Here is a 23,372-nt window from a genome sequence, read left to right as displayed (position 1 = left end):
AGTCACGGCACGTGTTCGCGAAGGTGACGGGAGACCTCGCGCGCATCGTCCCGAACCAGGAGTTCGGCGACACCGACGTGCGGTTCATCCTCGGACACCTGATCGAGGAGTACGCCCGCCACGTCGGCCACGCGGATCTCCTGCGCGAAGCCATAGACGGCGCCGCCGGCGAGTAGACCGACACGTCGGCGAGCGAACGTACGCGTGTGTACGCACGCGCCGGCCGCCACCGAAGACGCTCAGCCCGCGCGGCGTACGGCGGACAGCAGCTCCAGCGTCCGCGACCGTTCCTCCGTGTCGCCGACGACGCTGACCAGCACCTCGGTCGCCCCGGCGGCCGCGAACGCGCGAAGCCCTTCGGCCACCGCGTCCTCGTCGCCGGCGAGAACCGTCTCGTGGACGCCGGACAGCCCCTGACGGTCCAGCAGCGCCCGGTAGCTGGGAAGTCCGGACGCGGCGCCCATCCGTTCCGCCACCTGCTGCCGCACCCCGCCGGGATCGGCGGTGACGCTCGCGACGATGCGCGGCGCGGGCCGCCCCGCCGCGGCGGCGGCCTCGTCGATGTGCGGCTTGACATGCCCGGCGATGGTCTCCGGACGCTCAGCCTACAATAATATGAACTGGGGATTCATGTTGCTGTACGGGCTGCACGAGCCGTACGAGGAGAGGCGGAGCATGCGGGCCGATGCGCGGCGCAACCGGGAACTGATCGTCGCGGCGGCCCTGGAGGCGTTCACCGAACGCGGCGCCGACGCCTCGATGGAGGAGATCGCCCGTTCCGCCGGGCTGAGCGTCGGCACGCTCTACCGTCACTTCCCCGACCGGCAGGCACTGCTGCACCACATCGCCGTCGACGCGCTCGACGACCTGCTCGCCTTCAGCCGCGCCGCGGCGGCCGAACCGGATCAGACCCGCTGGCAGGTCCTGCTCCGCGTGGTGGACCACTGCGCCGGCCTGCCGCTCGCCCTGACCAAGTCGCTGTCCGAAGCCACCGAGCCGAACCCCCGGGTGGCCGGCTTGGCCGCCGAGTCCAACACCCTGTTCGAAGAACTCGCGCACGGAGCCCAGCAGGAGGGCACCATGCGCCCCGACATCCCGCCGAGCGAGATCATCGGCGTACTCAACGTCGCCATCTGCCGCCCCGACGCCCGCGCCGACGACCCGCTGACCACGGTCCTGCTCGACGGACTGCACACCTGAAGTTCCGCCGGCCGGCGCGCCGTCGTCTCAGTGAACGGCGGTGGTGCCGCCGTCGACGTCGATGACCGTGCCGGTGACCGCGCCCGCACGGTCCGAGCAGAGATAGGCACAGGTCCAGGCGATCTCTTCGGGCCGGATGGGGCGCTTGATGGCCATCGAGTCGGCGAATGCCGCGCGCGAGTCGTTGGAGTCGTCGAGGTTGGAGTCACGGGCGACCTCGACGTAGCCGGGGTTGATGTCGTTGACGGTGATGCCGTACTGGCCGAGGCCGGAGGCAAGGGACTTGGTGAGGGTGTGCAGGCCGCCCTTGCCGACGGCCATGGGGATCGCGGCCCAGGAGCCGGTCCAGGCGTTGGGGCCGTTCATGTGGATGATGCGGCCCCAGCCGGCGTCCGTCATACCGGGGACGAAGGCCTTGGCCAGGTGCCAGGAGGCAGTGAGCTGCTGGTTGAGGTAGTGGTGCCAGTCCTCGTCGGTGGTGTCGAAGAACGAGTCGCGGTACATACGGCCGTTGGCGTTGCTGACGTAGATGTCGACGTGGCCGAAGTGCTTCTCCGACTCGGTCCTGAGTCTGGCGACGGTGTCGGGCTCGGCGGCGTCGCCCAGTATCACGAGTCCTCTGACTCCGTGCTTCTCGGCTTCACGCCTGACGGCTTCGGCTTCGGCGCGGTCGGTGTCGGTGTCGCGGGCGTTGATCACGACGTTCGCGCCTCGGCGGGCGAATTCGAGGATGATCGCGCGGCCGATGTTGCGGCCGGATCCGGTGACCAGGATCGTCCTGCCGGTGAAGTCCAGATCGGTGTCCATGGTGGTCTCTCTTCCTGACGGCACGGTGGTGAGAGGTGGTTCAGGAGTTGGCGTCGACGAAGGCGAACCCGTTCGGGCCGTGGGCCACGAAGTGGCCGGCGTCGGTGTTGAAGTGGGCGGGGACCAGCCGGGTGCCCCGTTGTGCCGCTCGGGTGAGCAGGTCGCGGCGCGCGGAGCGGATCAGGTCGGGACTGGCGTCGACGTAGTGCTCGCCGTACCGGGCGCACAGGTCCGGGTGGCCGACCATCATCGGAGTGGAGAGCAGGTCGCCCACGAACTGGGCGCTGTCGTCCTCGGACTGGACCGTGAGTACGCCGGAGCCGGGGGTGTGCCCGGGGACACGGCGCAGATCGATGCCTTCGGCGAGGTTCAGGGTGTCGTCCCAGAACTCGGCCTGCCCGGCGCCCAGGATCGGGTCGATGCTGTCGGCGAAGACCAGCGCCATGTCGGCATCGACGTGCGCGGCGCCGGACCCGGCGGGGTTGAAGAAGTCGTAGTCGGCGCGCGGGACGAGGTAGCGGGCGTTGGGGAAGGTCGGGACCCAACTGTCACCGTCTCGGGTGGTGTTCCAGCCGACGTGGTCGGAGTGCAGATGGGTGAGCACGACGATGTCAACGTCCTCCGGGGCGAAGCCTGTCGCGCGAAGCCGGTCGAGGAACGGGGTGCCAAGGCCGCTGAAGGGCGGGGCGGTGGGGCGGTCCTTGCCGTTGCCGATGCCGGTGTCGACGAGGATCACCTGGTCGGGCGTCTCCAGCAGGAACGACTGGATCGTCAGGGTGACGCCGTCGGTCTCCGCATTCCAGAACCGGGGGTCGAGCCAGGCCTTTTGGGCCTCCCAGTCGGCCTGGTCGAGCTGCCCGTAAGCCTGGGCCCGGGTGAACAGTCGGCCGTTCCATTCCACGATGCGACGGGCCCGTACCCGTCCGATCCGGTAGGAGGGCCCCTCGCCCAGGTGCAGATCGGTCATGAGAACTCCTGTGTCGTCTCGGGTGGCTGGAGGGCGGCCGGGGAAGCCGCGCCCCGGGCCGGCAGGGTCAGTTGAGCGGTTCGAGCCGGATGACCGGGAACAAACGGGTGCCGCGCTGTTCGTAGTCCTTGGCGCTGGGCCAGTACTGCGACCAGATGCCGTAGAGGCGGTCCCACTCCGGGGAACCGGCCCGCACCACGGTGGTGCGCACCCGCAGCACCTCGGTGCCGACTTCCAGGGTGGTCACGCCGGAGCCCTGCTCCACGTTCGCGACCCAGGCCGGGTCGGCGGGCGCGCCACCCGCGGACCCGCACACCAGGTAGGCGTCCTCGTCGGTGGCACCCACGAGCGGGCTGATGTACGCGGTGCCGCTTTTCCGGCCGAGGTGGTGCAGCAGCACCACACGTTTGCCGGCGAACGGTCCGCCGACCTCGCCGGCGTTGGCGCGGAACATGTCGATGATCCGGGCGTTCGCGTCGGCGTTCTTGTCCGCCATCACATTCCCTTCCTGATCGGATCGGTGGTGTGTGCTGTTGATGTGGCCGGTCACCAGGTGACGGGCAGCTCGTGGATCCCGTAGGCGAGCGTGTCGTGTTTGAAAACCAGCTCGTCGACGGGACGGGCGAGCCGCAGGGTGGGGATCCGGCGGAACAGCGTCCCGTACACCACCTGAAGTTCGACCCGGGCCAGCGGCTGTCCGAGGCAGGTGTGCGGGCCATGGCCGAATGCCACGTGGTGGCGGGCGCTCCGGGTGACGTCCAGCTCGTCCGGTTGCGGGAATCGCGAGGCGTCGCGGTTGGCCGACTCCAGGGTGGGGATGATCCCTTCTCCCGCGTGGATCGTCCGTCCGCCGATCTCGATGTCCTCGGTCGCGGTACGCCTGCGCCCGAGATGGGCGATGGTGAGGTAACGCAGCAGTTCCTCGACGGCGTTGGCGACCAGGTCGGGAGTGCCCTCGCGCACCGCCGCGAGTTGGGCGGGGTGCCGCAGCAGCGCCGCGGTGCCGAGCGTGATCATGTTCGCCGTGGTCTCATGCCCGGCCACGAGCAGTACGCGCCCCATCGCCGCTGCGTCCTCCTCGGTCATTCGCCCCGGCACGACCTGCTCCACCACCAGCCGGCTCAACAAGTCGTCACCGGGCACGGCGCGCTTGGCGCGTATCAAGTCGTGCAGGAAGGCCAGCAGTTCCTCGGTCGCGGCGCGGGTCTGCTCCGGTGAGACGTCGTTGGCGACCAGCACCTTGCTGAGGCGGTGGAATACCGCGCGGTCGCTGTAGGGAACGCCGAGCAGCTCGCAGATCACCAGGGACGGCATGGGCAGGGCGAATGCCTCCACCAGGTCCACCGGGCCGCCGGGGCCGGACAGCAGATCGTCGATCAGCTCGTCGACGACCTGCTGGATCCGGGGCCGCATCGCCTCGACCCGTTTGATCATGAACTGCCCGGTCAGCATCCGGCGCAGCACCGCGTGCTGCGGATCATCCATGGTGACCAGCGATCCGGACGCCGCGCCGCGTGCCGCGAAGGCCGCGGAGAACGCGGGGTAACCCGACCGGTCGGGCTGCGAACTCACCCGCCGGTCGCCCAGCACGGCCCGCACATCGTCGTAGCGGGTGACCAGCCACGGCTCGCTGCCGTCCCAGATCCGGACCCGGGACACCGGTTCCTCGCTCAGTCGTCGCGTCAGCTCAGGTGGCGGGTCGAAGGGGCACCGCCCCCGGGGCATCGGGAACTCCGCGGCGTCCGCGTGAGCCGAGGTCATTACGTCCTCCGTAGGTTGTCAGTGGCCCGGAAGGGCCGGATGCGGCATACGCGTTCTCGCCGGTGGGTCACATGGCACAGATCGCCGGAGCGGGAGGGCTCCTGGGGCCTTGGGGGCTCCGGGGGTTGGGGGCTCCGGGGCCTCGCCGTCAGGGCAGGAGCAGGATTTTCCCTCCGGCGTGACCCCGGGCCTGGAGGGCATAGGCGGACGGGGCGTCCGCCAGGGGGAACGTCGCGGCGATGTCCACCCTGAGGTCACCGGCCGCCGCGCGGCGCACCAGGCAGGAGCGGGCGGCGGACCGGATACGTACGGTCTCCTCCCCCGGGCCGATGACCCGGGCGCCCGCGGCCTCGGCCGCGCCGAAGTTCACCATGGTGACGATGCGCTTCGGATCAGCCACCAGTTCCAGGGAGACGGACAGGGCCTCGTCGGTCCCCGCGGTGTCGACCGCCGCGGTGACCTCGCCGGACGACAGCGCGCGGACGCGCTCCGCCAGCCCGGCTCCGTGGGCGACGGGTGTGATCCCGGCGGCGCGCAGCCGTTCGTGGCGCTCCGGTGAGGCGGTGCCGATCACACGGGCGCCGCGAGACAGCGCCAGTTGGGCGGCCATGCCGCCGACGGCACCGTCGGCCCCGTGGAGCAGCACGACGTCGCCCTCCCCGACGCCGACCACTTCCAGGGCATGGACGGCGGTCGTGCCGCTGCCGAGCAGCGCGGCTGCCTCATGGAAGCCGAGCGTGGGAGGTTTGTGCAGCAGTGTGCCGGCGGGGACGGTCACCTCGTCGGCCTGGGCTCCCTCCAGCCACTGCCCGAGGACCTCGTCACCCACCGCGAGCGGCTGTCCTTCGAACCCGACCGGTCCGGATCCCACCGCGGTGATGACGCCCGACATCTCGTTGCCGAGCCGCAGCGGGAGCATCGACGGGTCGCGGCCGATGAGGCCCCCGGCCCGTTTGACGTCGAAGGGACTGACGGCGGTGGCGCGGACGGCGACGACCACTTCACCCGGGCCGGGCAGCAGGGAAGGAACGTCGGCGATCGCGATGACTTCGGCTCCGCCCCAGGCGGTGGCCACGACTGCGCGGACCATGTCCGTCAGAATCCGGCCGGCTCGCGGACCAGGACCACATGGGCCCGCCCGGGAAAGACCTCACGCCCGTAGATGAGGATCTTCGCTATCAGGCTGCGGGCCCCGTAGGCGGCCTGGGCGCGCACGTCCTCCTTGGGATAGGCGTACGTCTCGATGCGGCGCAGCGCGGTCGGCAGGTCGGCCACCACCTTCTGCGCTCCGACGACGAAGACGGCCTGGCCCGCGCCCGAGGCGTAGGGGGCCAACTGGGACCCGGACGCGGACGCGATCACCAGCCGGCCGTCCTGGGTGACGGCGTGAACGCTGCCGACGACGACGTCGGGCGCGGAGCGCGTGACGCGGACCTCGTCCGCGCGCCGGGCCGTATCCCAGTCGGCCTGCTCGGCGCGGACACTCCTGAACCGTCCGGACTCGTCGATGTCCGCTGCGATGCCACTCTCGCGCAGGGTCTCGCTGGTCGCGGTGAACACGGCCTTGTCCGCGGGGAGTAGCTCGCCGACCACGCGGCGGGCATCGGCCAGGGTGGGGACGATCGTCACGGTGAAGCCGTTGGCCCGCAGTGCCTCGGCGGCGGCCCGTAGATCCGCCTCCGGGGCGGGGCGGGCGAAGGACTCGTCCAGGGGGATGACGTGGGGGATGGACTGCTGGTCGGTCATGGCGGAACTGCACCTTTCCTCGCCGCCCGGGCCAGTCGGACACTCCCACCCGAGCATTTACCTAACTAGCTACATAGTAACCAGAAAGCCAATCACCGCAAGCGAGGTGCCGAACCGGACGCTTGCCCGAGGTCGTCCACCACTCTACTATCTAGTTATCTAAGTACTGGATACTTAAAATCTGGCAAGTTTTTGGGAGGTCCCCGGACCGCCCGCCTCTGCGACGAAGAGAGCCGTGGTCGCGGTGCTCCGCATGGGCAGGGCCCCCCGGATCGTTACCGACTTCCTTACCTGACCCCTCGCCAGCACCCTTCACGTCAACGAGCAGAAAAGTAGTCAGATGAACGTCACGTTGTGGATCATTGCCTCGCTCCTGGCGGCGCTCTTCCTTGCCGCAGGGCTCGGGAAGGCACTTCAGCCCAAGGAGAAGATCATCGAGTCCTCGGGGGCCTGGGCGGGGGACTTCTCCATCGGAGCCCTGCGCACGCTCGGCCTGCTGGAAATACTGGGCGCCATCGGCCTGGTGCTGCCCGCCGCCGTCGATGTGGCGCCCGCGCTCGTACCGGTCGCCGCGAGCGGCCTCGCACTGCTGATGGCCGGCGCCGCGGTGACCCACGGACGCCGGGCGGAGTGGCGCAACGTGGCCCTCAACATCGTGCTGCTGGTCCTGGCCGCCGTGGTGATATGGGGACGGTTCGGCCCGCACGCCTTCTGACACGGCCCCGCGTCAGGGTCCCCGGCGACGCGCCGCGGCCGGGGACCCTGACGCACTTCTCAGGCGCGCTGCTCGGCCGCCGTACGGGCCTGGTGCTGCGAGGGTTCGGGGTCGACGAGGGTCGCGAACTCGGCGAGCGCGCCCAGACCGCCCAGTCCCAGCGAGGCCACCACGCGCTCATGCAGGGCATCGGCGAGCGTCAGGGCGGCCTTGGTCGCTGTCGTACGGCCCTGCGGGGTCAGCCCCGCCAGGATCACGCGCCGGTCCGTCGGCTGCGGACGCCGCTCCATCAGCCCGGCCTCACAGAGACGGTCGGCGACCTTGGTCGTACCCGCCGTGGTGAAGCCGAGCGTCCGGGACAGCTCGCTCATCTGAGCCGTCTGCTCCGGCGCCGTCAGCAGGAACCACAGAACCTGGAAGGAGGAAGGAGCAAGCCCGGTGGCCTGATGCACATCCTCCAGAACCTGCTCACTCAAGCGGCGCACCCCCGACCGCAGACTGTCCCACTGCCGCAGCAGCGCGATCTGCTCGTCAGAGGGACAGACTCCCGCGCCGCCGTCTTCCGCCGGGGCACACCCGGCCTCCTGGCTCGCCGCCATGGCTGACTCCTCTTACCCGCTCGACGGCCGACCCTTTCGGCCGTCGTCCAGCCTATCAACGCCAGTTATTATCTAGCTAGCTATCTATTGAATGGCTACTACGGTCGGCACCACACCTGACAGATGCGAACCGCTGATGGAGGGGTTCATGCCGGTGGTGATCGAAAAGCGGGTGGCCCGGTTGCCGCAGGCCCCTACGACAGAGAACCCCCTGACCGGCGTTTCCGCTGGTCAGGGGGTTCTCGCGATGTGGAGCCTAGGGGAGTCGAACCCCTGACATCTGCCATGCAAAGACAGCGCTCTACCAACTGAGCTAAGGCCCCGGAAGGGTCGCCGCGACCGAGCCGCTGTGAGCTGCTCGGGCTGCGCCGGAGACCAGAGTACCGGGTGTTCAGGGTGATTCCGTAAAAGGATGAGGGCTCCCCGTGCGCAACCACGCTCCGTAAGATGCCAGACGAGGTTCGCAGCAGCGAAGCTGCCGCGTTGGGGAAGCGATGGGGAGACGCACATGGACGCCGCACAACAAGAATCGACCGCGAGAGCAAGAGAGTTGCAGCGGAGCTGGTACGGAGAGCCGCTGGGGGCGCTCTTCCGTCGTCTCATCGATGATCTCGGCCTGAACCAGGCCCGGTTGGCCGCTGTCCTCGGCCTTTCGGCACCGATGCTCTCGCAGCTCATGAGCGGTCAGCGCGCGAAGATCGGCAACCCTGCCGTGGTGCAGCGCGTCCAGGCCCTGCAAGACCTCGCCGGTCAGGTGGCCGACGGCAGCGTCAGCGCCGTCGAGGCCACGGAGCGCATGGACGAGGTCAAGAAGTCGCAGGGCGGCTCCGTCCTCACCGGCGCCAGCCAGACCACGAACAGCTCCGGTGCGCCGACGGTGCGCCGGATCGTCCGTGAGATCCAGTCGCTGCTGCGGTCGGTCGCCGCGGCCGGCGACATCATCGATGCCGCCGACTCCCTCGCCCCGACCCAGCCGGAACTGGCAGAGTTCCTGCGGGTGTACGGCGCCGGGCGCACCGCCGACGCGGTCGCCCACTACGAGGCGCATCAGAGCTAGCGGGAGCGTCCTGTGGATCAGGCCGGAGCAGGCAGCGGGGGCAGGCCCCCGGCCGTACCCCGCCGCCCCGGCCGGGTTCACAGGACACACCCCGACGGCACCGGCGGCAGGGACGCCGGGCGAAGCGGACGAGACGACTGGGGGCGGGCGCGGCGCAATGGGTGAGGTCTTCGCGGGGCGGTACGAGCTGATCGACCCGATCGGGCGCGGCGGCGTCGGCGCGGTATGGCGCGCCTGGGACCACCGGCGGCGACGCTATGTCGCGGCGAAGGTCCTGCAACAGAGCGACGCCCACACGCTGCTGCGCTTCGTCAGGGAACAGGCCCTGCGCATCGATCACCCCCATGTGCTCGCCCCCGCCAGTTGGGCGGCGGACGACGACAAGGTGCTGTTCACCATGGACCTGGTGAGCGGCGGATCGCTGGCGCACGTCATCGGCGACTACGGCCCGCTGCCCCCGCACTTCGTCTGCGTCCTGCTCGACCAACTCCTCTCCGGCCTCGCCGCCGTACACGCCGAAGGCGTCATCCACCGCGACATCAAGCCGGCCAACATCCTTATGGAGGCCACCGGAACAGCGCGCCCCCATCTGCGGCTGTCCGACTTCGGCATCTCCATGCGCAAGGGAGAACCGCGCCTGACGGAGACCAACTACGTGGTGGGCACGCCCGGTTATTTCGCGCCCGAGCAGATGATGGGCGCGGAGCCCGACTTCACCGCCGACCTCTTCGCCGTCGGGCTCGTCGGCCTCTTCCTGCTGGAGGGCAAGAAGCCGGACGCGAGGGCTCTCGTCGAGTATTTCGCCGAACACGGCACCCCCGGCGCCCCGCGAGGCATCCCCGAGCCGCTGTGGCAGGTCCTGGCGGGCCTGCTGCAACCCGACCCCGAAGCACGCTTCCGTACGGCCACAGGCGCGCGCAAGGCCCTGGCATCGGCGGTGGAGCTGCTCCCCGAGCCAGGGATCGGTGACGAGCCCGTCGAGGTCTTCGACCAGATCGGACCGCTGCCCGCTCCGTTCGGCCCCGCCGGCCCTCCCAGCCCTTCCGGCCCCGCCGGCCCGCACAGTACGTCCGGTTCTTCCGGCTCCTTCGGCCCTCTCCCGGATCTACGGACCGGCCCGCAGCCGGATCCCAGAAGCGGTCAACAGCCCGTCCAGCAACCGGACCAGCAGCCAGGCCCCGCGCCCTCCGCCGCCGCCCCGTCCATGTCGGACACCGGCAGCTTCCACCTCCCCCCACCACCCGCCCAGACCTCCTGGCAACAGCCCCAACACCAGCCTCAGCAACAGCAGGGGACCCCCTACCTGCCGCCCCCGGCGCAGCCGCCCACTCCCCCCGCCTCCGTGCCGGTGCACCATGCCTCCCCCCACCCCTCGGTCCCTCCGGCCCCCGCCGGACCACCCCACAGCGCGACAGAACCGGCGTATCCGGTGCATCCGTCGCATCACGCCCAGGCTCCCACCCCTTCATACGTCGCTCAGGTCCCGCAGGTTCCCGTCGCGCACGCCCATCCGCCCGCCGCTCCCCACAAACGTCCGGGACCGCCCCCGAAGGTGGCGGTCCCGGTTCTGCTGCTCGCGCTGATCTGCTTCGCCGTCGGCATCTGGGCGCTGACCCGGATACCCGGCTGAACCCGGATACCCGGCTGAACTACCAGGCGGACGGCGGCCCGTACTGCCCAGGCCCCTGCGGACCACCCGATCCTCGCGGACCACCCGGCCCCTGCGGCCCGCCGGCCCCCCGCCCACCGCGACGCCGCGCGAGCAGAGTCCAGGCCCCGAGCCCCAGCACCAGCACCGTGCCCGCGCCGATCCCGCTCACCGCGACCAGCCGCAGGGTGTCGTCGCTCACCCCGTCCACCCCGCCACCGCCCGTACCGTCCCCCGCGCCACCGCCCGTACCCCCGGCGCCGCCCGCCCCGCCCGGGCCCAGCAGGCCGTGCCCCGACACGTCGAAGATGCCCGGATCCCCCGCGTACGCCGGTCCGCCCTTCGGCGACCCCGAGACGTTCACCTGGAGCGTCAGCCCGTACGCCTTCTCGCCGAACACCTCGCCCACCTTCGGACTGAGACTGATCCGCAGGTAGTACGAGCCGGCGAACCGCATGCCGCGCTGCGCGTCGCTGAAGTCAAAACGGTTCTCGTACGCCACCGGCGGCAGCGGAGGGATCGACGTCGTCTTCTGCTTCCCGTCGTACAGAACGGAGTTTCCGCTGTCGACCAGTCCCAGCGCCGGGTTGTACAGAGCCATCGAGAGCGCGCTGCCCACAAACCCCGACCCGTCCGAACTGCCGAGATCGACACTGGTGAACACCTGCTGCCCCCAGTCCACCGGCACCCGGTAGAAGAGGGACTCGCCGGGCTTGATCTTCGCCGACCACTGGCCCTTCCGCAGCTCGGCGGCGTCGTAGAAACCCGCCCCGCCGGCGCGCGGCGCCGGGTTGTCCGTGAGCGGCTCGGGCGAGGCGCTCGGCCAGTTCGTCGGCGCCTCGGTCGGCCCCGCCTTCCGGAGCCCCGGCTCCAGGACGTCGCGTATCTCCAGCTCCCACGGAGCGGGATCGGAGGCCTCGTCGCTGGTCCGCTCGATGACGACGTAATACGAACCGGCGTCCTGACACGACGCGTAGTCCGCCTTGCCGCTCTCGCGGAAGGCGTACGCAGCGATCGGCCGCGCGAATTCACCCGAGCCGAACGACTCGCTGTCGGAACTGCAGTCCGTCCCGTCGCGGCTCTGCAGCGAAACCTCGATCTTGTCCCCGAAAGCGACCTTCGTGCCCGGGACGGGTACGGCCACCGCCGAGACATACGCGTTCGTCTTCGCGTCGAGATCCACCCGGTAGAACAGCTTGCCGCCGGGCTTGATCGCATCGCGGTACGTGGCCCCGGACTCAAGTCCCTTCGCCTCACTGGTGGTTCCGGCGCCGCTGACGCGTTCCGCGCCCGGCTGGAAGGCGTACGCGTACGAGCCCGGCGCACCCGCCGCCCACGCCTGCCCCGGCAGCACCGCCACCACACACAGCGCCGCCGCTCCGGCCAGCACCACCCGCCCGGTCCGCCGTCCCGCACCCCGCCCCGAGCCCCGACGCCACTGCCTCGTCACGTGTTCCCCCTCGTCGACCCGTACGCCCCGCGCCCCACACCGACCCGCCCGCACACCGACCCGCCCGCACACGACTTTTGCTCATGCAAGCTATTCATTTGCGCCAGTGAACTCAAGGCCGTCACCATCACGGTCCCACAACAGCACGAAGCCCCGGCCGCTCGGCGGCCGGGGCTCGTGTCGTAACTACTCGTATCAGGGCTGGCGACTCACACGCCCGTACCTGCGGGCACGGAGTCGGTCGCCTCCGTCCACAGATCCTGCTCGGCGCGGTCCGCCTGGATCTGGCGGTACACGAGGAGCCCGCCGATGGCAGCCAGTGCGAGCAAGAGAAGCTTCTTCACCGCGCGACCTCGTCTTTCCTTGACGTAGGGGACTTCAGGCGCCCGACTATACACACCGGTAGATACCGATCAGTGCCCGGCAGGAGCGGGAGTCCATCCGTCGCATACAGCGCCGCGGGAATGCCAGACCTTCTCCACGTACACCCGACAAGGCCGGGTAACGCGACAGCGGCACAACAACACCGGCACATGCGGAACGCCCGGCAGATCCGAAGACCTGCCGGGCGTCCAACCTTCTACCAACCACAGTGGGGCTACCAGGATTTGAACCTGGGGCCTCATCCTTATCAGGGATGCGCTCTAACCAACTGAGCTATAGCCCCGCGCTGCCCCTGAAGATTAGCGCACTTCAGGGGCAGTGCCAAAATCGATACCCGGCCCTACTCGTCCTCGGCCAGAGTCAGCTCGACGCCGCCCACAAAGCCCGCCGAGAGGTTGTAGATGAACGCCCCCAGAGTGCCGAGCGCCGTCGCCAGAACAACGTCGATCACCGCGATGACCGACGTGAACGTGAGCACCCGCGGGAGCGAAAGGAACGACTGCAGATCGAAGCCGTTGCCCTCGTTCGAGCCCGTCGCCTCACTGATCGTCCCGCCCACCGCCGAGAAGACACCCATCGCGTCCATGACCATCCACAGCACTGCGGCCGCGACGACCGTACACACGCCCAGCGCGATGGACAGCAGGAAGCTGACCTTCATCACCGACCACGGATCGGCCTTCGCCACCCTCAGACGCGCCTTACGGGTACGGGGAGTCGTCCGCGCCCCCGTCCTCGGCCTGCGCACCGCCGAAGCCGGAGCGGCCGAAGCCGGCGGCTGCGCCCCGGACCCCGCCCGCTGACCCTGCACGCCACTGCGCGCACCGTGCCCGCCCAGCGTCCCGCCGCCCTGTGTCCCGCCCTGCGGCGAGGGATACGCCTGCGGCGGGTGGTAGGGCTGCGCCGCCGGCTGTGCCTGCGACGACTCAGAGCCGTATGTCTCGTACGGGGGCTGCTGCCCCCGAGTGTCCGTCACCGAAACCCCCTGGGAGTCCGTGGCAGGGCCACGGGCGCTGTTCGATCCGGAAGCGGCCGACCCGGCGCCCATGGCTCCACTCACGACTACTCCTCGTGCTCCCCGGCCGAAGGCTCCGTGCCCTCGGCGACCTCAGCCGTCACAGCCTCTGCCGCGCCGGCCTCTTCGGTCCCCGGGTCATCGGTCCCGTCGACCTCTTCGGCCTCACGGCCTGCCTCGGCATTGCGGGCGATACCGACCACGGCATCACGCTTGCCCAGGTTGATCAGTTGAACGCCCATGGTGTCACGGCCCGTCTCCCTGACTTCGTTGACTCGCGTACGAATCACACCTCCGCCAAGAGTGATGGCAAGGATCTCATCCGTCTCCTCCACCACCAGCGCGCCGACGAGAGAACCGCGGTCCTCCACAATCTTCGCAGCCTTGATACCCAGGCCACCACGGCCCTGGACGCGATACTCCCGGATGGCGGTCCGCTTCGCGTACCCGCCGTCCGTGGCCGTGAAGACGAACGTACCGGGCCGGACGACATTCATCGAGAGCAGCTCGTCGCCCTCGCGGAAACTCATCCCCTTGACACCCGAAGTGGCACGCCCCATCGGCCGCAGCGCGTCATCCGTCGCCGTGAACCGGATCGACTGGGCCTTCCTGCTGATCAACAGCAGATCGTCCTCGGCCGACACCAGCTCGGCGCCGATCAGCTCGTCGTCGCCGCCCGCCTCCGTCTCACGGAGGTTGATCGCGATGACACCGCCCGAGCGAGGTGAATCGTAGTCCTTGAGCGGGGTCTTCTTGACCAGTCCCGCCTTTGTGGCCAGAACCAGATACGGCGCCGCGTCGTAATCCCGGATCGCCAGAATCTCGGCGATCTGCTCGTCCGGCTGGAAAGCCAGCAGATTCGCCACATGCTGGCCACGCGCGTCCCGCCCGGCGTCCGGCAGCTCGTACGCCTTCGCCCGGTAGACCCGGCCCTTGTTCGTGAAGAACAGCAGCCAGTGGTGCGTCGTCGACACGAAGAAGTGGTCGACGATGTCGTCTTCCTTGAGCTTCGTGCCGCGCACGCCCTTACCGCCGCGCTTCTGCGACCGGTAGTCATCGGTCTTCGTACGCTTCACATAGCCGCCGCGGGAGATCGTGACGACGATGTCCTCCTCGGCGATCAGGTCCTCGATGGACATGTCACCGTCGAAAGGCACCAGCTTGGAACGCCGGTCGTCGCCGAACTTCTCGACGATGACAGCCAGCTCCTCGCTGACGATCTGACGCTGCTTCTCCGGCGACACCAGGATCGCGTTGTACTCGTTGATCTTCTGCTGCAACTCGTCGTGCTCGGCGACGATCTTCTGCCGCTCCAGAGCCGCGAGCCGGCGGAGCTGCATCTCCAGGATCGCGTTCGCCTGGATCTCGTCGATCGACAGCAGCCCCATCAGGCCCGTACGCGCGATGTCGACCGTGTCACTGCGCCTGATCAGCGCGATGACCTCGTCGATCGCGTCCAGCGCCTTGAGCAGACCGCGCAGGATGTGCGCCCGCTCCTCCGCCTTGCGCAGCCGGAAGCGCGTACGGCGGACGATGACCTCGATCTGGTGCGTCACCCAGTGCCGGATGAACGCGTCCAGCGACAGCGTGCGCGGCACCCCGTCGACCAGCGCCAGCATGTTCGCGCTGAAGTTGCTCTGCAGATCCGTGTGCTTGTACAGGTTGTTCAGGACGACCTTGGCGACCGCGTCCCTCTTCAGGACGATCACCAGGCGCTGCCCCGTACGCGACGACGTCTCGTCACGGACATCCGCGATACCGCCGACCTTGCCGTCCTTGACCAGATCGGCAATCTTCTGCGCGAGGTTGTCCGGATTCGTCTGATACGGCAGCTCGGTGACGACCAGACACTGACGGTTCTGGATCTCCTCCACCGCTACCACCGCGCGCATCGTGATGGAACCACGACCCGTGCGGTACGCGTCCTCGATCCCGTTACGCCCCACGACCAGCGCACCCGACGGGAAGTCAGGGCCCTTGATGCGCTCCATCAGCGCGTCGAGCAGCTCCTCATGCCCCGCCTCCGGGTGCTCCAGCGCCCACTGCGCACCCGCGGCGACCTCCCGCAGGTTGTGCGGCGGGATGTTCGTCGCCATACCGACGGCGATACCCGCCGAACCGTTCACCAGGAGATTCGGGAACCTCGCCGGCAGAACCACCGGCTCCTGATTACGCCCGTCGTAGTTGTCCGTCAGATCGACGGTGTCCTCGTCGATGTCACGGACCATCTCCATGGACAGCGGCATCATCTTGCACTCGGTGTACCGCATCGCGGCCGCCGGGTCGTTACCGGGAGAACCGAAGTTGCCGTTCGAGTCCACCAGCGGCATCCGCATCGACCACGGCTGCGCGAGACGCACCAGCGCGTCGTAGATCGAGGAGTCGCCGTGCGGGTGGTACGTACCCATGACGTCACCGACGACGCGGGCGCACTTGTAGAAGCCCTTCTCCGGCCGGTAGCCACCGTCGTACATCGCGTACAGCACACGGCGGTGCACGGGCTTCAGGCCGTCCCGCACGTCCGGCAGCGCACGCGACACGATGACGGACATCGCGTAGTCGAGATACGAACGCTGCATCTCCGTCTCGAGCCCGACCGGCTCGACCCGCATCGCCAGCCCCTCCACCGCCTCCACGGTCTCGGAGATGACGGGCGCACCAGGCATACCGGGCGTCGCGGGCGAGTCAGGGGCCCCCGAAGCGCCCGAGGTGGGGGCGTTGTCGGCGTTGTCGCCGGTGGCGTTGGAGCCGGTGCCAGGGGTGTTGTCGGCCATCGCTGGTCAGTGTTCCTTTCGGCCTTGTCGAATCCGTCAGCGTGGGCCGACTCAGATGTCGAGGAAGCGGACGTCCTTGGCATTGCGCTGGATGAACGAACGCCGGGCCTCGACGTCCTCACCCATCAGCACGGAGAACAGATCGTCGGCCTGGGCCGCGTCGTCCAGCGTGACCTGGCCGAGCACCCGGTGGTCGGTGTCCATCGTGGTGATACGCAGTTCCTCGGCGTTCATCTCGCCCAGGCCCTTGAAGCGCTGGATCGAGTCGTCACGGGTCCGCTTACCGTTCTGCTTGCCCAGCTCGATCAGGGCGTCGCGCTCCCGGTCGGAGTACGCGTACTCGAAGTCGTCCCGGCCCCACTTGATCTTGAAGAGCGGCGGGCGCGACAGATACACATGACCGGCCTCGACCAGCGGGCGCATGAAGCGGAAGAGGAACGTCAGCAGCAGCGTGTTGATGTGCTGACCGTCGACGTCGGCGTCCGCCATCAGAATGATCTTGTGATAGCGGAGCTTGTCGATGTCGAAGTCCTCGTGCACACCCGTGCCGAACGCCGAGATCAGCGCCTGGACCTCGGTGTTCTGCAGGATCTTGTCGATCCGCGCCTTCTCGACGTTCAGGATCTTGCCGCGGATCGGCAGGATGGCCTGGTACATCGGGTTACGGCCCGACTTCGCCGAACCACCGGCCGAGTCACCCTCGACGATGAAGATCTCGCACTTCGACGGATCGTTCGACTGGCAGTCGGACAGCTTGCCCGGCAGGGACGCGCTCTCCAGCAGCCCCTTCCGACGCGTCAGGTCACGCGCCTTACGCGCCGCGACCCGCGCCGTCGCCGCCTGGATCGACTTGCGGATGATGTCCGCCGCCTCGTTCGGATGGCGGTCGAACCAGTCGGTCAGGTGCTCGTGCACGACCTTCTGCACGTACGTCTTCGCCTCGGTGTTCCCGAGCTTCGTCTTCGTCTGACCCTCGAACTGCGGCTCGCCCAGCTTCACCGAGATGATCGCCGTCAGACCCTCGCGGATGTCCTCACCCGCGAGATTGTCGTCCTTCTCACGCAGGAACTTCTTCTCGCGCGCGTAGCGGTTGACCAGCCCCGTCATCGCCGCACGGAAACCCTCCTCGTGCGTACCGCCCTCATGCGTGTGGATCGTGTTCGCGAAGGAGTACACACCCTCGCTGTACTGCGCGTTCCACTGCATCGCGATCTCGACCGAGAGCATCCGCTCCTTGTCCTCGGACTCGATGTCGATGACCGTCGGATGGATCAGCTCACCCTTGCGGGAATTGAGGTACCGCACGAAGTCGACGATGCCGCCCTCGTAGTAGTACGTCACCGTACGGACCTGCTCGGCCTCCGGCGCCTCAGCCGTGTCCGCACCGGCCACATCCGCGCCAGCGACCGCCTTCGCCGACTCCCGCTCGTCCGTCAGCGTCAGCCTCAGCCCCTTGTTCAGGAACGCCATCTCCTGGAAGCGGCGCGACAAGGTCTCGAACGAGTACTCGGTCGACTCAAAAATGTCCGGATCGGCCCAGAACGTCACCGACGTACCGGACTCGTCCGTCTCCTCGTTACGAGCCAGCGGCGCCGTCGGCACCCCCAGCTTGTAATCCTGCGTCCAGCGGTAACCGTCCCGCCTGACCTCGACAGCGACCTTCGACGACAAGGCGTTCACGACGGACACACCCACGCCGTGCAGACCGCCGGAGACGGCATAACCGCCACCGCCGAACTTGCCGCCCGCGTGCAGCACCGTCAGCACGACCTCGATCGCCGGCTTGCCCTCCGAAGGAACGATGTCCACCGGAATACCGCGACCGTTGTCGATCACACGCACCCCGCCGTCGGCAAGGATCGTGACATCGATGGTGTCCGCATGGCCCGCCAGGGCCTCGTCGACCGAGTTGTCGACGACCTCGGTCACCAAGTGATGCAGCCCACGCTCACCGGTCGACCCGATGTACATACCGGGCCGCTTACGGACCGCGTCCAGGCCCTCGAGCACGGTGATCGCACTGGCGTTGTACGAGGCGGTCACCTCGCCGTGTTCACCAGTGGCAACAGGCGGAGTCTTCTCTTTGGGGTTGCCGGAATCGGCCACGAAGCGCCCTTTCTGGCACAGCACAGGCCGTTCTCCGGCTCGCGGGAGCGGCTGCGTCGTTCGGCATCCTGTCAGCAAGTGTTGACAGGTCCCGCAAGCAAGCGGGATTTACCACCAGTCTACCGGTAGCGCCGACCGGAATGGGGGTTTGCCGGTACCTGAGTCCGCATGTGCCGCCCTGAACCAGCGCCTACCGACTCCCCATATCCGGGAAGGGGCTCCAAGAGGCTCACACGGGCATTGAGCGCTTCGGCCTGTCAACCCTCCGCTACGGTGAGGGACACCCCACCACCCCCACCCGTCCTCCCAGGTCACAGCCGACCACCCAGGACCCGACGGCCGGCCCCGCACCACCCACCCGCACCCCGCCCCACCGCAGGTCAAGGCCGACGCGCACCCCTCAGCCGTACGTGTCCCCAGGACCCTTGCTGCCCGGCGCCCGCAACCGCCCGTACCGCTGCGGCGGACCACTCGGCGCCAGCACCTTCAGCAGCCGTACGGTGCCGTGCCCCAGATCCTCGTTCAACCGGGCCACCAGCCTCGGCGCCAGCAGGCGCAACTGCGTCGCCCACGCCGTCGAATCGCACTGCACGGTCAGCACCCGCGCGTCATTGCTCTCGTCGTACTTCGTCGGCACACAGTGCTTCGCCACGTCCTCACCGACGATCTGCGGCCACCGCCCCATCACCCCGCCCACAGCCGCCGGCGCCTCCCAGCCCCGCTCCGTGATCAGCCGGCTGATCGCCGCACCCAGCGGCAACGGATCACGGCCGTCGGCACGCGCCCCCGAACGCAGCCCGCCACCCCGCCTCGCCTGCCGCTTGTCCTGCGCCGCGGCCCCACGCGCCCGCGCCTGCTCCTTCGCCGCACGCAACGCCACCCGCGCCAGATCCACCCCGGACGACTCCGGCGCCGGAGCCTCACCGGCCGACTCCTGAGCCTCGGGCGCCTCCGGCAGCTCAGGACCCTCAGGACCCCGCTTCCGGTCCCTGCCCGCACTCCCGCTCACGCGCGCTCCACGGCCCCGTCGGCCACCCGGAACCGCGCACCCGCCAGCACACCCGGCACATCGTCGTCCACCGCCGCCGTCACCAACACCTGCTCACCCGGCAGCACCAACTCGGCGAGCCGCTCCCGGCGCCGCGTGTCCAACTCCGCGAACACATCGTCGAGCACCAGCACCGGCTCATTGCCCTCCGCCCGCAGCAAGTCGTACGACGCCAGCCTCAGCGCCAGCGCGAACGACCACGACTCGCCATGACTCGCGTACCCCTTCGCGGGCAACTGCCCCAGCCGCAGCACCAGATCGTCACGGTGCGGACCGACCAGCGTCACACCCCGCTCGATCTCCTGCTTACGCACCCCGGCCAGCGCCTCCATCAACTGCCCGTACAGATCCTCACGCCCCAGCACCCCGACGGGATCAGCCCCGCCACCCGCGGCCTCACCGGCGGCAGAAGCGGAGGAACGGTACTCCAGCACCACAGGACCACCACCGGGCGCGAGCTGCTCGTACGCCTTGTCCGCCAAAGGCCCCAGCAGCGCGATCAGATCACCCCGTTGCGCCAGCATCTCCGCACCCACCCGCGCCAGATGCTGGTCCCACACGTCCAGCGTCGAAAGATCCATCCCGCGCCCGCCGTGCCGCCGCGCCATCGCAGCCGACTTCAGCAGGGTGTTGCGCTGCCTGAGCACCCGGTCGTAGTCCGACCGCACCCCGGCCATCCGGGGCGACCGCGCCGTGACCAGCTCGTCCAGAAAACGACGGCGCTCACCCGGATCGCCCTTCACCAGCGCCAGATCCTCCGGCGCGAACAGCACCGTCCGGACGATCCCCAGCACATCACGGGGCTTGACCTGCGACGAACGGTTGATACGAGCCCGGTTCGCCCGCCCCGGGTTCAGCTCCAGCTCCACCAACTGCGACCGCTCACCCTGGGTCACAGCGGCCCGGATCACCGCGCGCTCGGCACCCATCCGTACCAACGGCGCGTCCGACGACACCCGATGACTGCCCAGCGACGCGAGATAGCCGACAGCCTCGACAAGATTCGTCTTCCCCTGCCCGTTGGCCCCCACAAACGCGGTGACGCCCGGACCGAGTGGAACCTCGACCCGGGCGTACGACCGGAAATCAGCCAGCGACAGATGCGTGACGTGCATGGATGTGCGCCGGCCTCCTGGAACAGGACTACTACTTCTTGGGCTTCTGAGACTTGTTCGTCGACGACGACTTGGCGTCCGACGCCTTCGCCTCGGCCGACTCGACCGCGTGACCGCCGAACTGATTACGCAGCGCGGAGACCATCTTCATCTGCGGCGAATCCTCCTGCCGGGAAGCGAACCGCGCGAACAGCGAAGCGGTGATCGCGGGCAGCGGCACCGCGTGATCGATGGCCGCCTCGACCGTCCACCGGCCCTCGCCCGAGTCCTCGGCGTAGCCCCGCAACTGCTCCAGGTGCTCGTCCTCGTCCAGCGCGTTGACCGCCAGGTCCAGCAGCCAGGAACGGATGACCGTACCGTCCTGCCAGGAACGGAACACCTCACGTACGTCCGTGACCGAGCCGACCTTCTCCAGCAGCTCCCAACCCTCGGCGTACGCCTGCATCATGGCGTACTCGATGCCGTTGTGAACCATCTTGGCGAAGTGGCCCGCACCGACCTTGCCCGCGTGCACCGAGCCGAGATCACCCTCCGGCTTGAGCGCGTCGAAGATGGGCTGCACCTTCGCCACGTTCTCCGGGGTGCCGCCGTACATCAGCGCGTAGCCGTTCTTCAGGCCCCAGACACCGCCGGAGACACCGCAGTCGACAAAGCCGACGCCCTTGATGCCCAGCTCCACCGCGTGCTTCTCGTCGTCGGTCCAGCGGGAGTTACCGCCGTCGACCACGACATCACCAGGAGACAGCAGGCCGGCCAGCTCGTCTATCGTCGCCTGGGTCGCGGCACCCGCCGGAACCATCACCCAGATGACCCGCGGACCCTTCAGCCGGCCCACCAGCTCCTTGAGGCTGTGGACATCAGCGAGATCCGGGTTGCGGTCGTATCCGACGACGGTGTGGCCCGCGTGGCGAATGCGCTCACGCATGTTGCCACCCATTTTGCCGAGACCGATGAGACCGAGCTCCATCAGTGGTTCCTTAAGCGTCGAGGCGGTTCGTACCCACGCCCGAGCCTACGCCGGGGTGCACCTTCTCACCTGTGGGGTCAGCCGCTCAGCCGCACCGGCATGATCAGGTACTTGTACGCCTCGTCAGCCTCCGCGTCGACGGCGGGACGGCCGCTGAGCAGAGCGGGCTTCGTGTGCGTCGTGAAGGAGAGCTGGGCCACCGGCGAGTCGATCGCGCTCAGACCGTCCAGCAGGAACGTCGGGTTGAACGCGATCGAGATGTCGTCGCCCTCCAACTGCGCGTCGACGCGCTCCACAGCCTGTGCGTCGTCGCTGGAGCCCGCCTCAAGGATCAGCACACCCTGCTCGAAGCTGAGCCTCACCGGGGTGTTCCGCTCGGCGACCAGGGCCACACGCTTGACGGCCTCGACGAACGGCGGGGTCTCGATTACTGCGACCGAGTTGAACTCGGTCGGGAAGAGCGTGCGGTACTTCGGCAGATCGCCTTCGAGCAGCCGCGTGGTGGTACGCCGGCCCGCGCCCTCGAAACCGATCAGCCCCTCGCCCGCACCGGACCCGGAGAGCGCCAGGGTGACCGTGTCACCGCTCGTCAGCGCCTTGGCGGTGTCCAGGAGCGTCTTGGCGGGCACCAGCGCGACCGCCGAGATGTCGGCGACCTCCGGCTTCCACAGGAACTCGCGGACGGCGAAGCGGTAACGGTCGGTCGAGGCCAGGGTGACCGTGTCGCCCTCGATCTCGATCCGTACGCCGGTCAGCACCGGCAGCGTGTCGTCACGGCCGGCGGCGATGGCCACCTGGGCGGCGGCGGAGGCGAAGACCTCACCGGGGACGGTGCCGGTCGCCGTCGGCATCTGCGGCAGCGCCGGGTACTCGTCCACAGGGAGTGTGTGGAGCGTGAACCGGGACGAGCCGCAGACCACGGTCGCCCGAACGCCGTCGGTGGAGATCTCCACCGGGCGGTTGGGCAACGCGCGGCAGATGTCGGCGAGCAGCCGCCCCGATACGAGGACGGTGCCTTCCTCCTCGACCTCGGCATCGACGGAGACCCGCGCCGAGACCTCGTAGTCGAAGCTGGAGAAGCTGAGGGTCCCGTCCTCCGTCTTCAGCAGCAGCCCCGCAAGAACCGGCGCCGGCGGACGGGCCGGAAGGCTGCGGGCCACCCAGGCCACCGCCTCCGCGAGGACATCGCGCTCCACCCGGATCTTCACCGGAACCGCCTCCTGCTGTTGCTGACTCGCCCTGCTGGCCTTCGTTGGCTGTGATGCCGGGGACCAGTCTGACGTACGGCACCGACACTCGGTGCTGATGCGGGTCAAGTCGTTGAGCCGGCTCCGGAGGCCGCCGCCCGAAAGTTGTGCACAGCCCCCACTTCGAAGCTCATCCCTCGATAACTCTAGGTGGGAGTAGTAGTAGGGGTTGTGGATACGGTGGATAACGCCATCCGCGCAGGTCAGAACCTCTTTTTTGTCCACCGGCCCTGTGGGCGCGATCAGTGGACAACACGGTGCGTCTGTGGACAGCCGAAAGTTCTGCACATCCGATGCACAGGCCAGCCCTACTTCTCCCCAGCCTCGTCCCCAGCTTTACCCATGTTCCCCACAGGCCAATCGACCCCCTTGGTGTGACGCCTTTCACTCGACCCGGTGACGGCGGGTGTCGTGTTGCCGAACAGTGGACAGGGCTGTGGGCAAGTTGTGGGGAAGTCAGGGGAGGCTGTGGGCGGGCGGTGGACAGAGGAGGCCGGGGCCTGTGGACAGAATTTTCCTCCACAGCCTGTGGAGGAGCGTCAATCACAATTCCACAGGGCTCTGAGCTGCGGGGACGGTGATTAGGGGGTCGAGGCTGTGGACTGGTTCGGGACAACTTTATGGTCCCCAGGCTGTGGACGGGGGACGGGCCGGGTTTCTGTGGACAAGTTAAGAGGGGTGGGGTCGGATTCGAACAGCGGAGGTCGCGAGCAGTCATGCGTACGACCGCGAGGCCGCGTTGAGCCGCCCCCGCCACCTCCCCCAG

22 protein-coding genes and 2 tRNA genes are annotated in these 23,372 nt (G+C 68.7%); 5 read left to right on the top strand and 19 right to left on the bottom strand.

Annotated features, from left to right (window positions below; all coding sequences use genetic code 11):
• Window positions 1-176: DUF664 domain-containing protein (locus QR77_RS43810; RefSeq protein ID WP_150130574.1), on the top strand; the 176-nt coding region annotated here is incomplete at its 5' end.
• Between the two features lie 63 nt (window positions 177-239).
• On the opposite strand, the gene QR77_RS42300 is transcribed toward QR77_RS43810, so the two are convergent.
• A complete protein-coding gene (locus tag QR77_RS42300) occupies window positions 240-464 on the bottom strand; it encodes a hypothetical protein (protein WP_052488907.1) in 225 nt (74 codons plus the stop codon).
• 151 nt (window positions 465-615) lie between these two features.
• Here QR77_RS42300 and QR77_RS19775 point away from each other — a divergent pair, with 151 nt between their 5' ends.
• Entirely contained in the window at window positions 616-1,200 is a 585-nt protein-coding gene (locus QR77_RS19775) for a TetR/AcrR family transcriptional regulator (protein WP_201778815.1), read from the top strand.
• A 27-nt stretch (window positions 1,201-1,227) separates the two neighbouring features.
• On the opposite strand, the gene QR77_RS19770 is transcribed toward QR77_RS19775, so the two are convergent.
• The 6 genes from QR77_RS19770 to QR77_RS19745 all read right to left on the bottom strand — a co-directional run bounded on the left by QR77_RS19770 (window position 1,228) and on the right by QR77_RS19745 (window position 6,481).
• Complete coding sequence (locus QR77_RS19770; protein ID WP_040023323.1) at window positions 1,228-2,007, bottom strand: SDR family oxidoreductase; 780 nt, start codon at window positions 2,005-2,007, stop codon at window positions 1,228-1,230.
• 40 nt (window positions 2,008-2,047) lie between these two features.
• Window positions 2,048-2,974: an MBL fold metallo-hydrolase gene (locus QR77_RS19765; RefSeq protein WP_052488906.1), complete on the bottom strand. Its 927-nt coding sequence runs from the start codon at window positions 2,972-2,974 to the stop codon at window positions 2,048-2,050.
• A 67-nt stretch (window positions 2,975-3,041) separates the two neighbouring features.
• Window positions 3,042-3,470, bottom strand: a complete 429-nt coding sequence (locus tag QR77_RS19760) for a nitroreductase/quinone reductase family protein (protein WP_040023321.1) — start codon at window positions 3,468-3,470, stop codon at window positions 3,042-3,044.
• A gap of 50 nt (window positions 3,471-3,520) precedes the next feature.
• A complete protein-coding gene (locus QR77_RS19755; RefSeq protein WP_040023319.1) occupies window positions 3,521-4,735 on the bottom strand; it encodes a cytochrome P450 in 1,215 nt (404 codons plus the stop codon).
• Window positions 4,736-4,883: 148 nt separating this feature from the next.
• The gene (locus QR77_RS19750; RefSeq protein WP_040023317.1) at window positions 4,884-5,825 is read right to left on the bottom strand and encodes an NADP-dependent oxidoreductase; all 942 of its coding nucleotides are present in this window, start codon (window positions 5,823-5,825) and stop codon (window positions 4,884-4,886) included.
• A gap of 5 nt (window positions 5,826-5,830) precedes the next feature.
• Window positions 5,831-6,481 carry an LUD domain-containing protein gene (locus QR77_RS19745; protein ID WP_040023315.1) on the bottom strand — a complete coding sequence of 217 codons (651 nt, stop codon included), beginning with the start codon at window positions 6,479-6,481 and terminating at the stop codon, window positions 5,831-5,833.
• A 340-nt stretch (window positions 6,482-6,821) separates the two neighbouring features.
• Between QR77_RS19745 and QR77_RS19740 the strand changes: the two genes are divergently transcribed.
• Window positions 6,822-7,196 (top strand): DoxX family protein, encoded by a 375-nt coding sequence (locus QR77_RS19740; RefSeq protein WP_040023313.1) that lies wholly within the window; start codon window positions 6,822-6,824, stop codon window positions 7,194-7,196.
• A 59-nt stretch (window positions 7,197-7,255) separates the two neighbouring features.
• Here the strand turns inward: QR77_RS19740 and QR77_RS19735 are convergent, their stop codons facing one another.
• Together QR77_RS19735 and QR77_RS19730 are read right to left on the bottom strand one after the other, a co-directional pair.
• Entirely contained in the window at window positions 7,256-7,795 is a 540-nt protein-coding gene (locus QR77_RS19735; RefSeq protein ID WP_078876900.1) for a MarR family transcriptional regulator, read from the bottom strand.
• Window positions 7,796-8,045: 250 nt separating this feature from the next.
• Window positions 8,046-8,118: transfer RNA gene (locus QR77_RS19730), tRNA-Ala, on the bottom strand.
• Between the two features lie 185 nt (window positions 8,119-8,303).
• On the opposite strand from QR77_RS19730, the gene QR77_RS19725 reads away from it, so the two are divergent.
• Both QR77_RS19725 and QR77_RS19720 read left to right on the top strand, forming a co-directional pair.
• A complete protein-coding gene (locus tag QR77_RS19725) occupies window positions 8,304-8,852 on the top strand; it encodes a transcriptional regulator (protein WP_040023311.1) in 549 nt (182 codons plus the stop codon).
• Window positions 8,853-9,009: 157 nt separating this feature from the next.
• Window positions 9,010-10,482, top strand: a complete 1,473-nt coding sequence (locus QR77_RS19720; protein ID WP_040023307.1) for a serine/threonine-protein kinase — start codon at window positions 9,010-9,012, stop codon at window positions 10,480-10,482.
• Window positions 10,483-10,501: 19 nt separating this feature from the next.
• Here QR77_RS19720 and QR77_RS19715 read toward each other — a convergent pair whose 3' ends face one another.
• From QR77_RS19715 to dnaN, 10 genes are all read right to left on the bottom strand, one after another.
• Complete coding sequence (locus tag QR77_RS19715; protein ID WP_063798050.1) at window positions 10,502-11,950, bottom strand: hypothetical protein; 1,449 nt, start codon at window positions 11,948-11,950, stop codon at window positions 10,502-10,504.
• Window positions 11,951-12,159: 209 nt separating this feature from the next.
• On the bottom strand, window positions 12,160-12,294 hold the full coding sequence (locus tag QR77_RS48835) for a DLW-39 family protein (protein ID WP_236710739.1): 135 nt from the start codon (window positions 12,292-12,294) through the stop codon (window positions 12,160-12,162).
• Window positions 12,295-12,543: 249 nt separating this feature from the next.
• Window positions 12,544-12,617: transfer RNA gene (locus tag QR77_RS19710), tRNA-Ile, on the bottom strand.
• Between the two features lie 57 nt (window positions 12,618-12,674).
• Window positions 12,675-13,310 carry a DUF3566 domain-containing protein gene (locus QR77_RS42865; protein ID WP_063798184.1) on the bottom strand — a complete coding sequence of 212 codons (636 nt, stop codon included), beginning with the start codon at window positions 13,308-13,310 and terminating at the stop codon, window positions 12,675-12,677.
• A gap of 86 nt (window positions 13,311-13,396) precedes the next feature.
• A complete protein-coding gene (gene gyrA / locus QR77_RS19700) occupies window positions 13,397-16,015 on the bottom strand; it encodes a DNA gyrase subunit A (RefSeq protein WP_040028290.1) in 2,619 nt (872 codons plus the stop codon).
• 159 nt (window positions 16,016-16,174) lie between these two features.
• Window positions 16,175-18,253, bottom strand: coding sequence for a DNA topoisomerase (ATP-hydrolyzing) subunit B (gene gyrB, locus QR77_RS19695; RefSeq protein ID WP_040023299.1), 2,079 nt, complete (start codon window positions 18,251-18,253; stop codon window positions 16,175-16,177).
• 376 nt (window positions 18,254-18,629) lie between these two features.
• Window positions 18,630-19,187 carry a DciA family protein gene (locus QR77_RS19690; protein WP_040028289.1) on the bottom strand — a complete coding sequence of 186 codons (558 nt, stop codon included), beginning with the start codon at window positions 19,185-19,187 and terminating at the stop codon, window positions 18,630-18,632.
• 47 nt (window positions 19,188-19,234) lie between these two features.
• The gene (gene recF / locus QR77_RS19685; RefSeq protein ID WP_040023297.1) at window positions 19,235-20,392 is read right to left on the bottom strand and encodes a DNA replication/repair protein RecF; all 1,158 of its coding nucleotides are present in this window, start codon (window positions 20,390-20,392) and stop codon (window positions 19,235-19,237) included.
• Window positions 20,393-20,423: 31 nt separating this feature from the next.
• Window positions 20,424-21,359, bottom strand: a complete 936-nt coding sequence (gene gnd / locus QR77_RS19680; RefSeq protein ID WP_052488905.1) for a phosphogluconate dehydrogenase (NAD(+)-dependent, decarboxylating) — start codon at window positions 21,357-21,359, stop codon at window positions 20,424-20,426.
• Window positions 21,360-21,436: 77 nt separating this feature from the next.
• Window positions 21,437-22,567, bottom strand: coding sequence for a DNA polymerase III subunit beta (gene dnaN, locus QR77_RS19675; RefSeq protein WP_040023295.1), 1,131 nt, complete (start codon window positions 22,565-22,567; stop codon window positions 21,437-21,439).
• Window positions 22,568-23,372: the final 805 nt, after the last annotated feature.

The sequence above is a fragment of the Streptomyces sp. 150FB genome (assembly GCF_000818195.1).
Classification (GTDB): domain Bacteria; phylum Actinomycetota; class Actinomycetes; order Streptomycetales; family Streptomycetaceae; genus Streptomyces.
Note: the sequence above shows the minus strand (reverse complement) of the source record. Positions and strands in the feature narration are given on the sequence as shown.

What these genes read in the sequence shown, in the direction of transcription:
- QR77_RS42300 (WP_052488907.1), bottom strand. Translation starts at nt 464, where the DNA reads ATGGGCGCCGCGTCCGGACTTCCCAGCTACCGGGCGCTGCTGGACCGT.
- gnd (WP_052488905.1), bottom strand. Translation starts at nt 21,359, where the DNA reads ATGGAGCTCGGTCTCATCGGTCTCGGCAAAATGGGTGGCAACATGCGT.
- QR77_RS19720 (WP_040023307.1), top strand. Translation starts at nt 9,010, where the DNA reads ATGGGTGAGGTCTTCGCGGGGCGGTACGAGCTGATCGACCCGATCGGG.
- QR77_RS19765 (WP_052488906.1), bottom strand. Translation starts at nt 2,974, where the DNA reads ATGACCGATCTGCACCTGGGCGAGGGGCCCTCCTACCGGATCGGACGG.
- QR77_RS19755 (WP_040023319.1), bottom strand. Translation starts at nt 4,735, where the DNA reads ATGACCTCGGCTCACGCGGACGCCGCGGAGTTCCCGATGCCCCGGGGG.
- QR77_RS19745 (WP_040023315.1), bottom strand. Translation starts at nt 6,481, where the DNA reads ATGACCGACCAGCAGTCCATCCCCCACGTCATCCCCCTGGACGAGTCC.
- QR77_RS19735 (WP_078876900.1), bottom strand. Translation starts at nt 7,795, where the DNA reads ATGGCGGCGAGCCAGGAGGCCGGGTGTGCCCCGGCGGAAGACGGCGGC.
- QR77_RS19770 (WP_040023323.1), bottom strand. Translation starts at nt 2,007, where the DNA reads ATGGACACCGATCTGGACTTCACCGGCAGGACGATCCTGGTCACCGGA.
- gyrA (WP_040028290.1), bottom strand. Translation starts at nt 16,015, where the DNA reads ATGCCTGGTGCGCCCGTCATCTCCGAGACCGTGGAGGCGGTGGAGGGG.
- QR77_RS19760 (WP_040023321.1), bottom strand. Translation starts at nt 3,470, where the DNA reads ATGGCGGACAAGAACGCCGACGCGAACGCCCGGATCATCGACATGTTC.
- recF (WP_040023297.1), bottom strand. Translation starts at nt 20,392, where the DNA reads ATGCACGTCACGCATCTGTCGCTGGCTGATTTCCGGTCGTACGCCCGG.
- QR77_RS19750 (WP_040023317.1), bottom strand. Translation starts at nt 5,825, where the DNA reads ATGGTCCGCGCAGTCGTGGCCACCGCCTGGGGCGGAGCCGAAGTCATC.
- QR77_RS19740 (WP_040023313.1), top strand. Translation starts at nt 6,822, where the DNA reads ATGAACGTCACGTTGTGGATCATTGCCTCGCTCCTGGCGGCGCTCTTC.
- QR77_RS19725 (WP_040023311.1), top strand. Translation starts at nt 8,304, where the DNA reads ATGGACGCCGCACAACAAGAATCGACCGCGAGAGCAAGAGAGTTGCAG.
- QR77_RS19775 (WP_201778815.1), top strand. Translation starts at nt 616, where the DNA reads ATGAACTGGGGATTCATGTTGCTGTACGGGCTGCACGAGCCGTACGAG.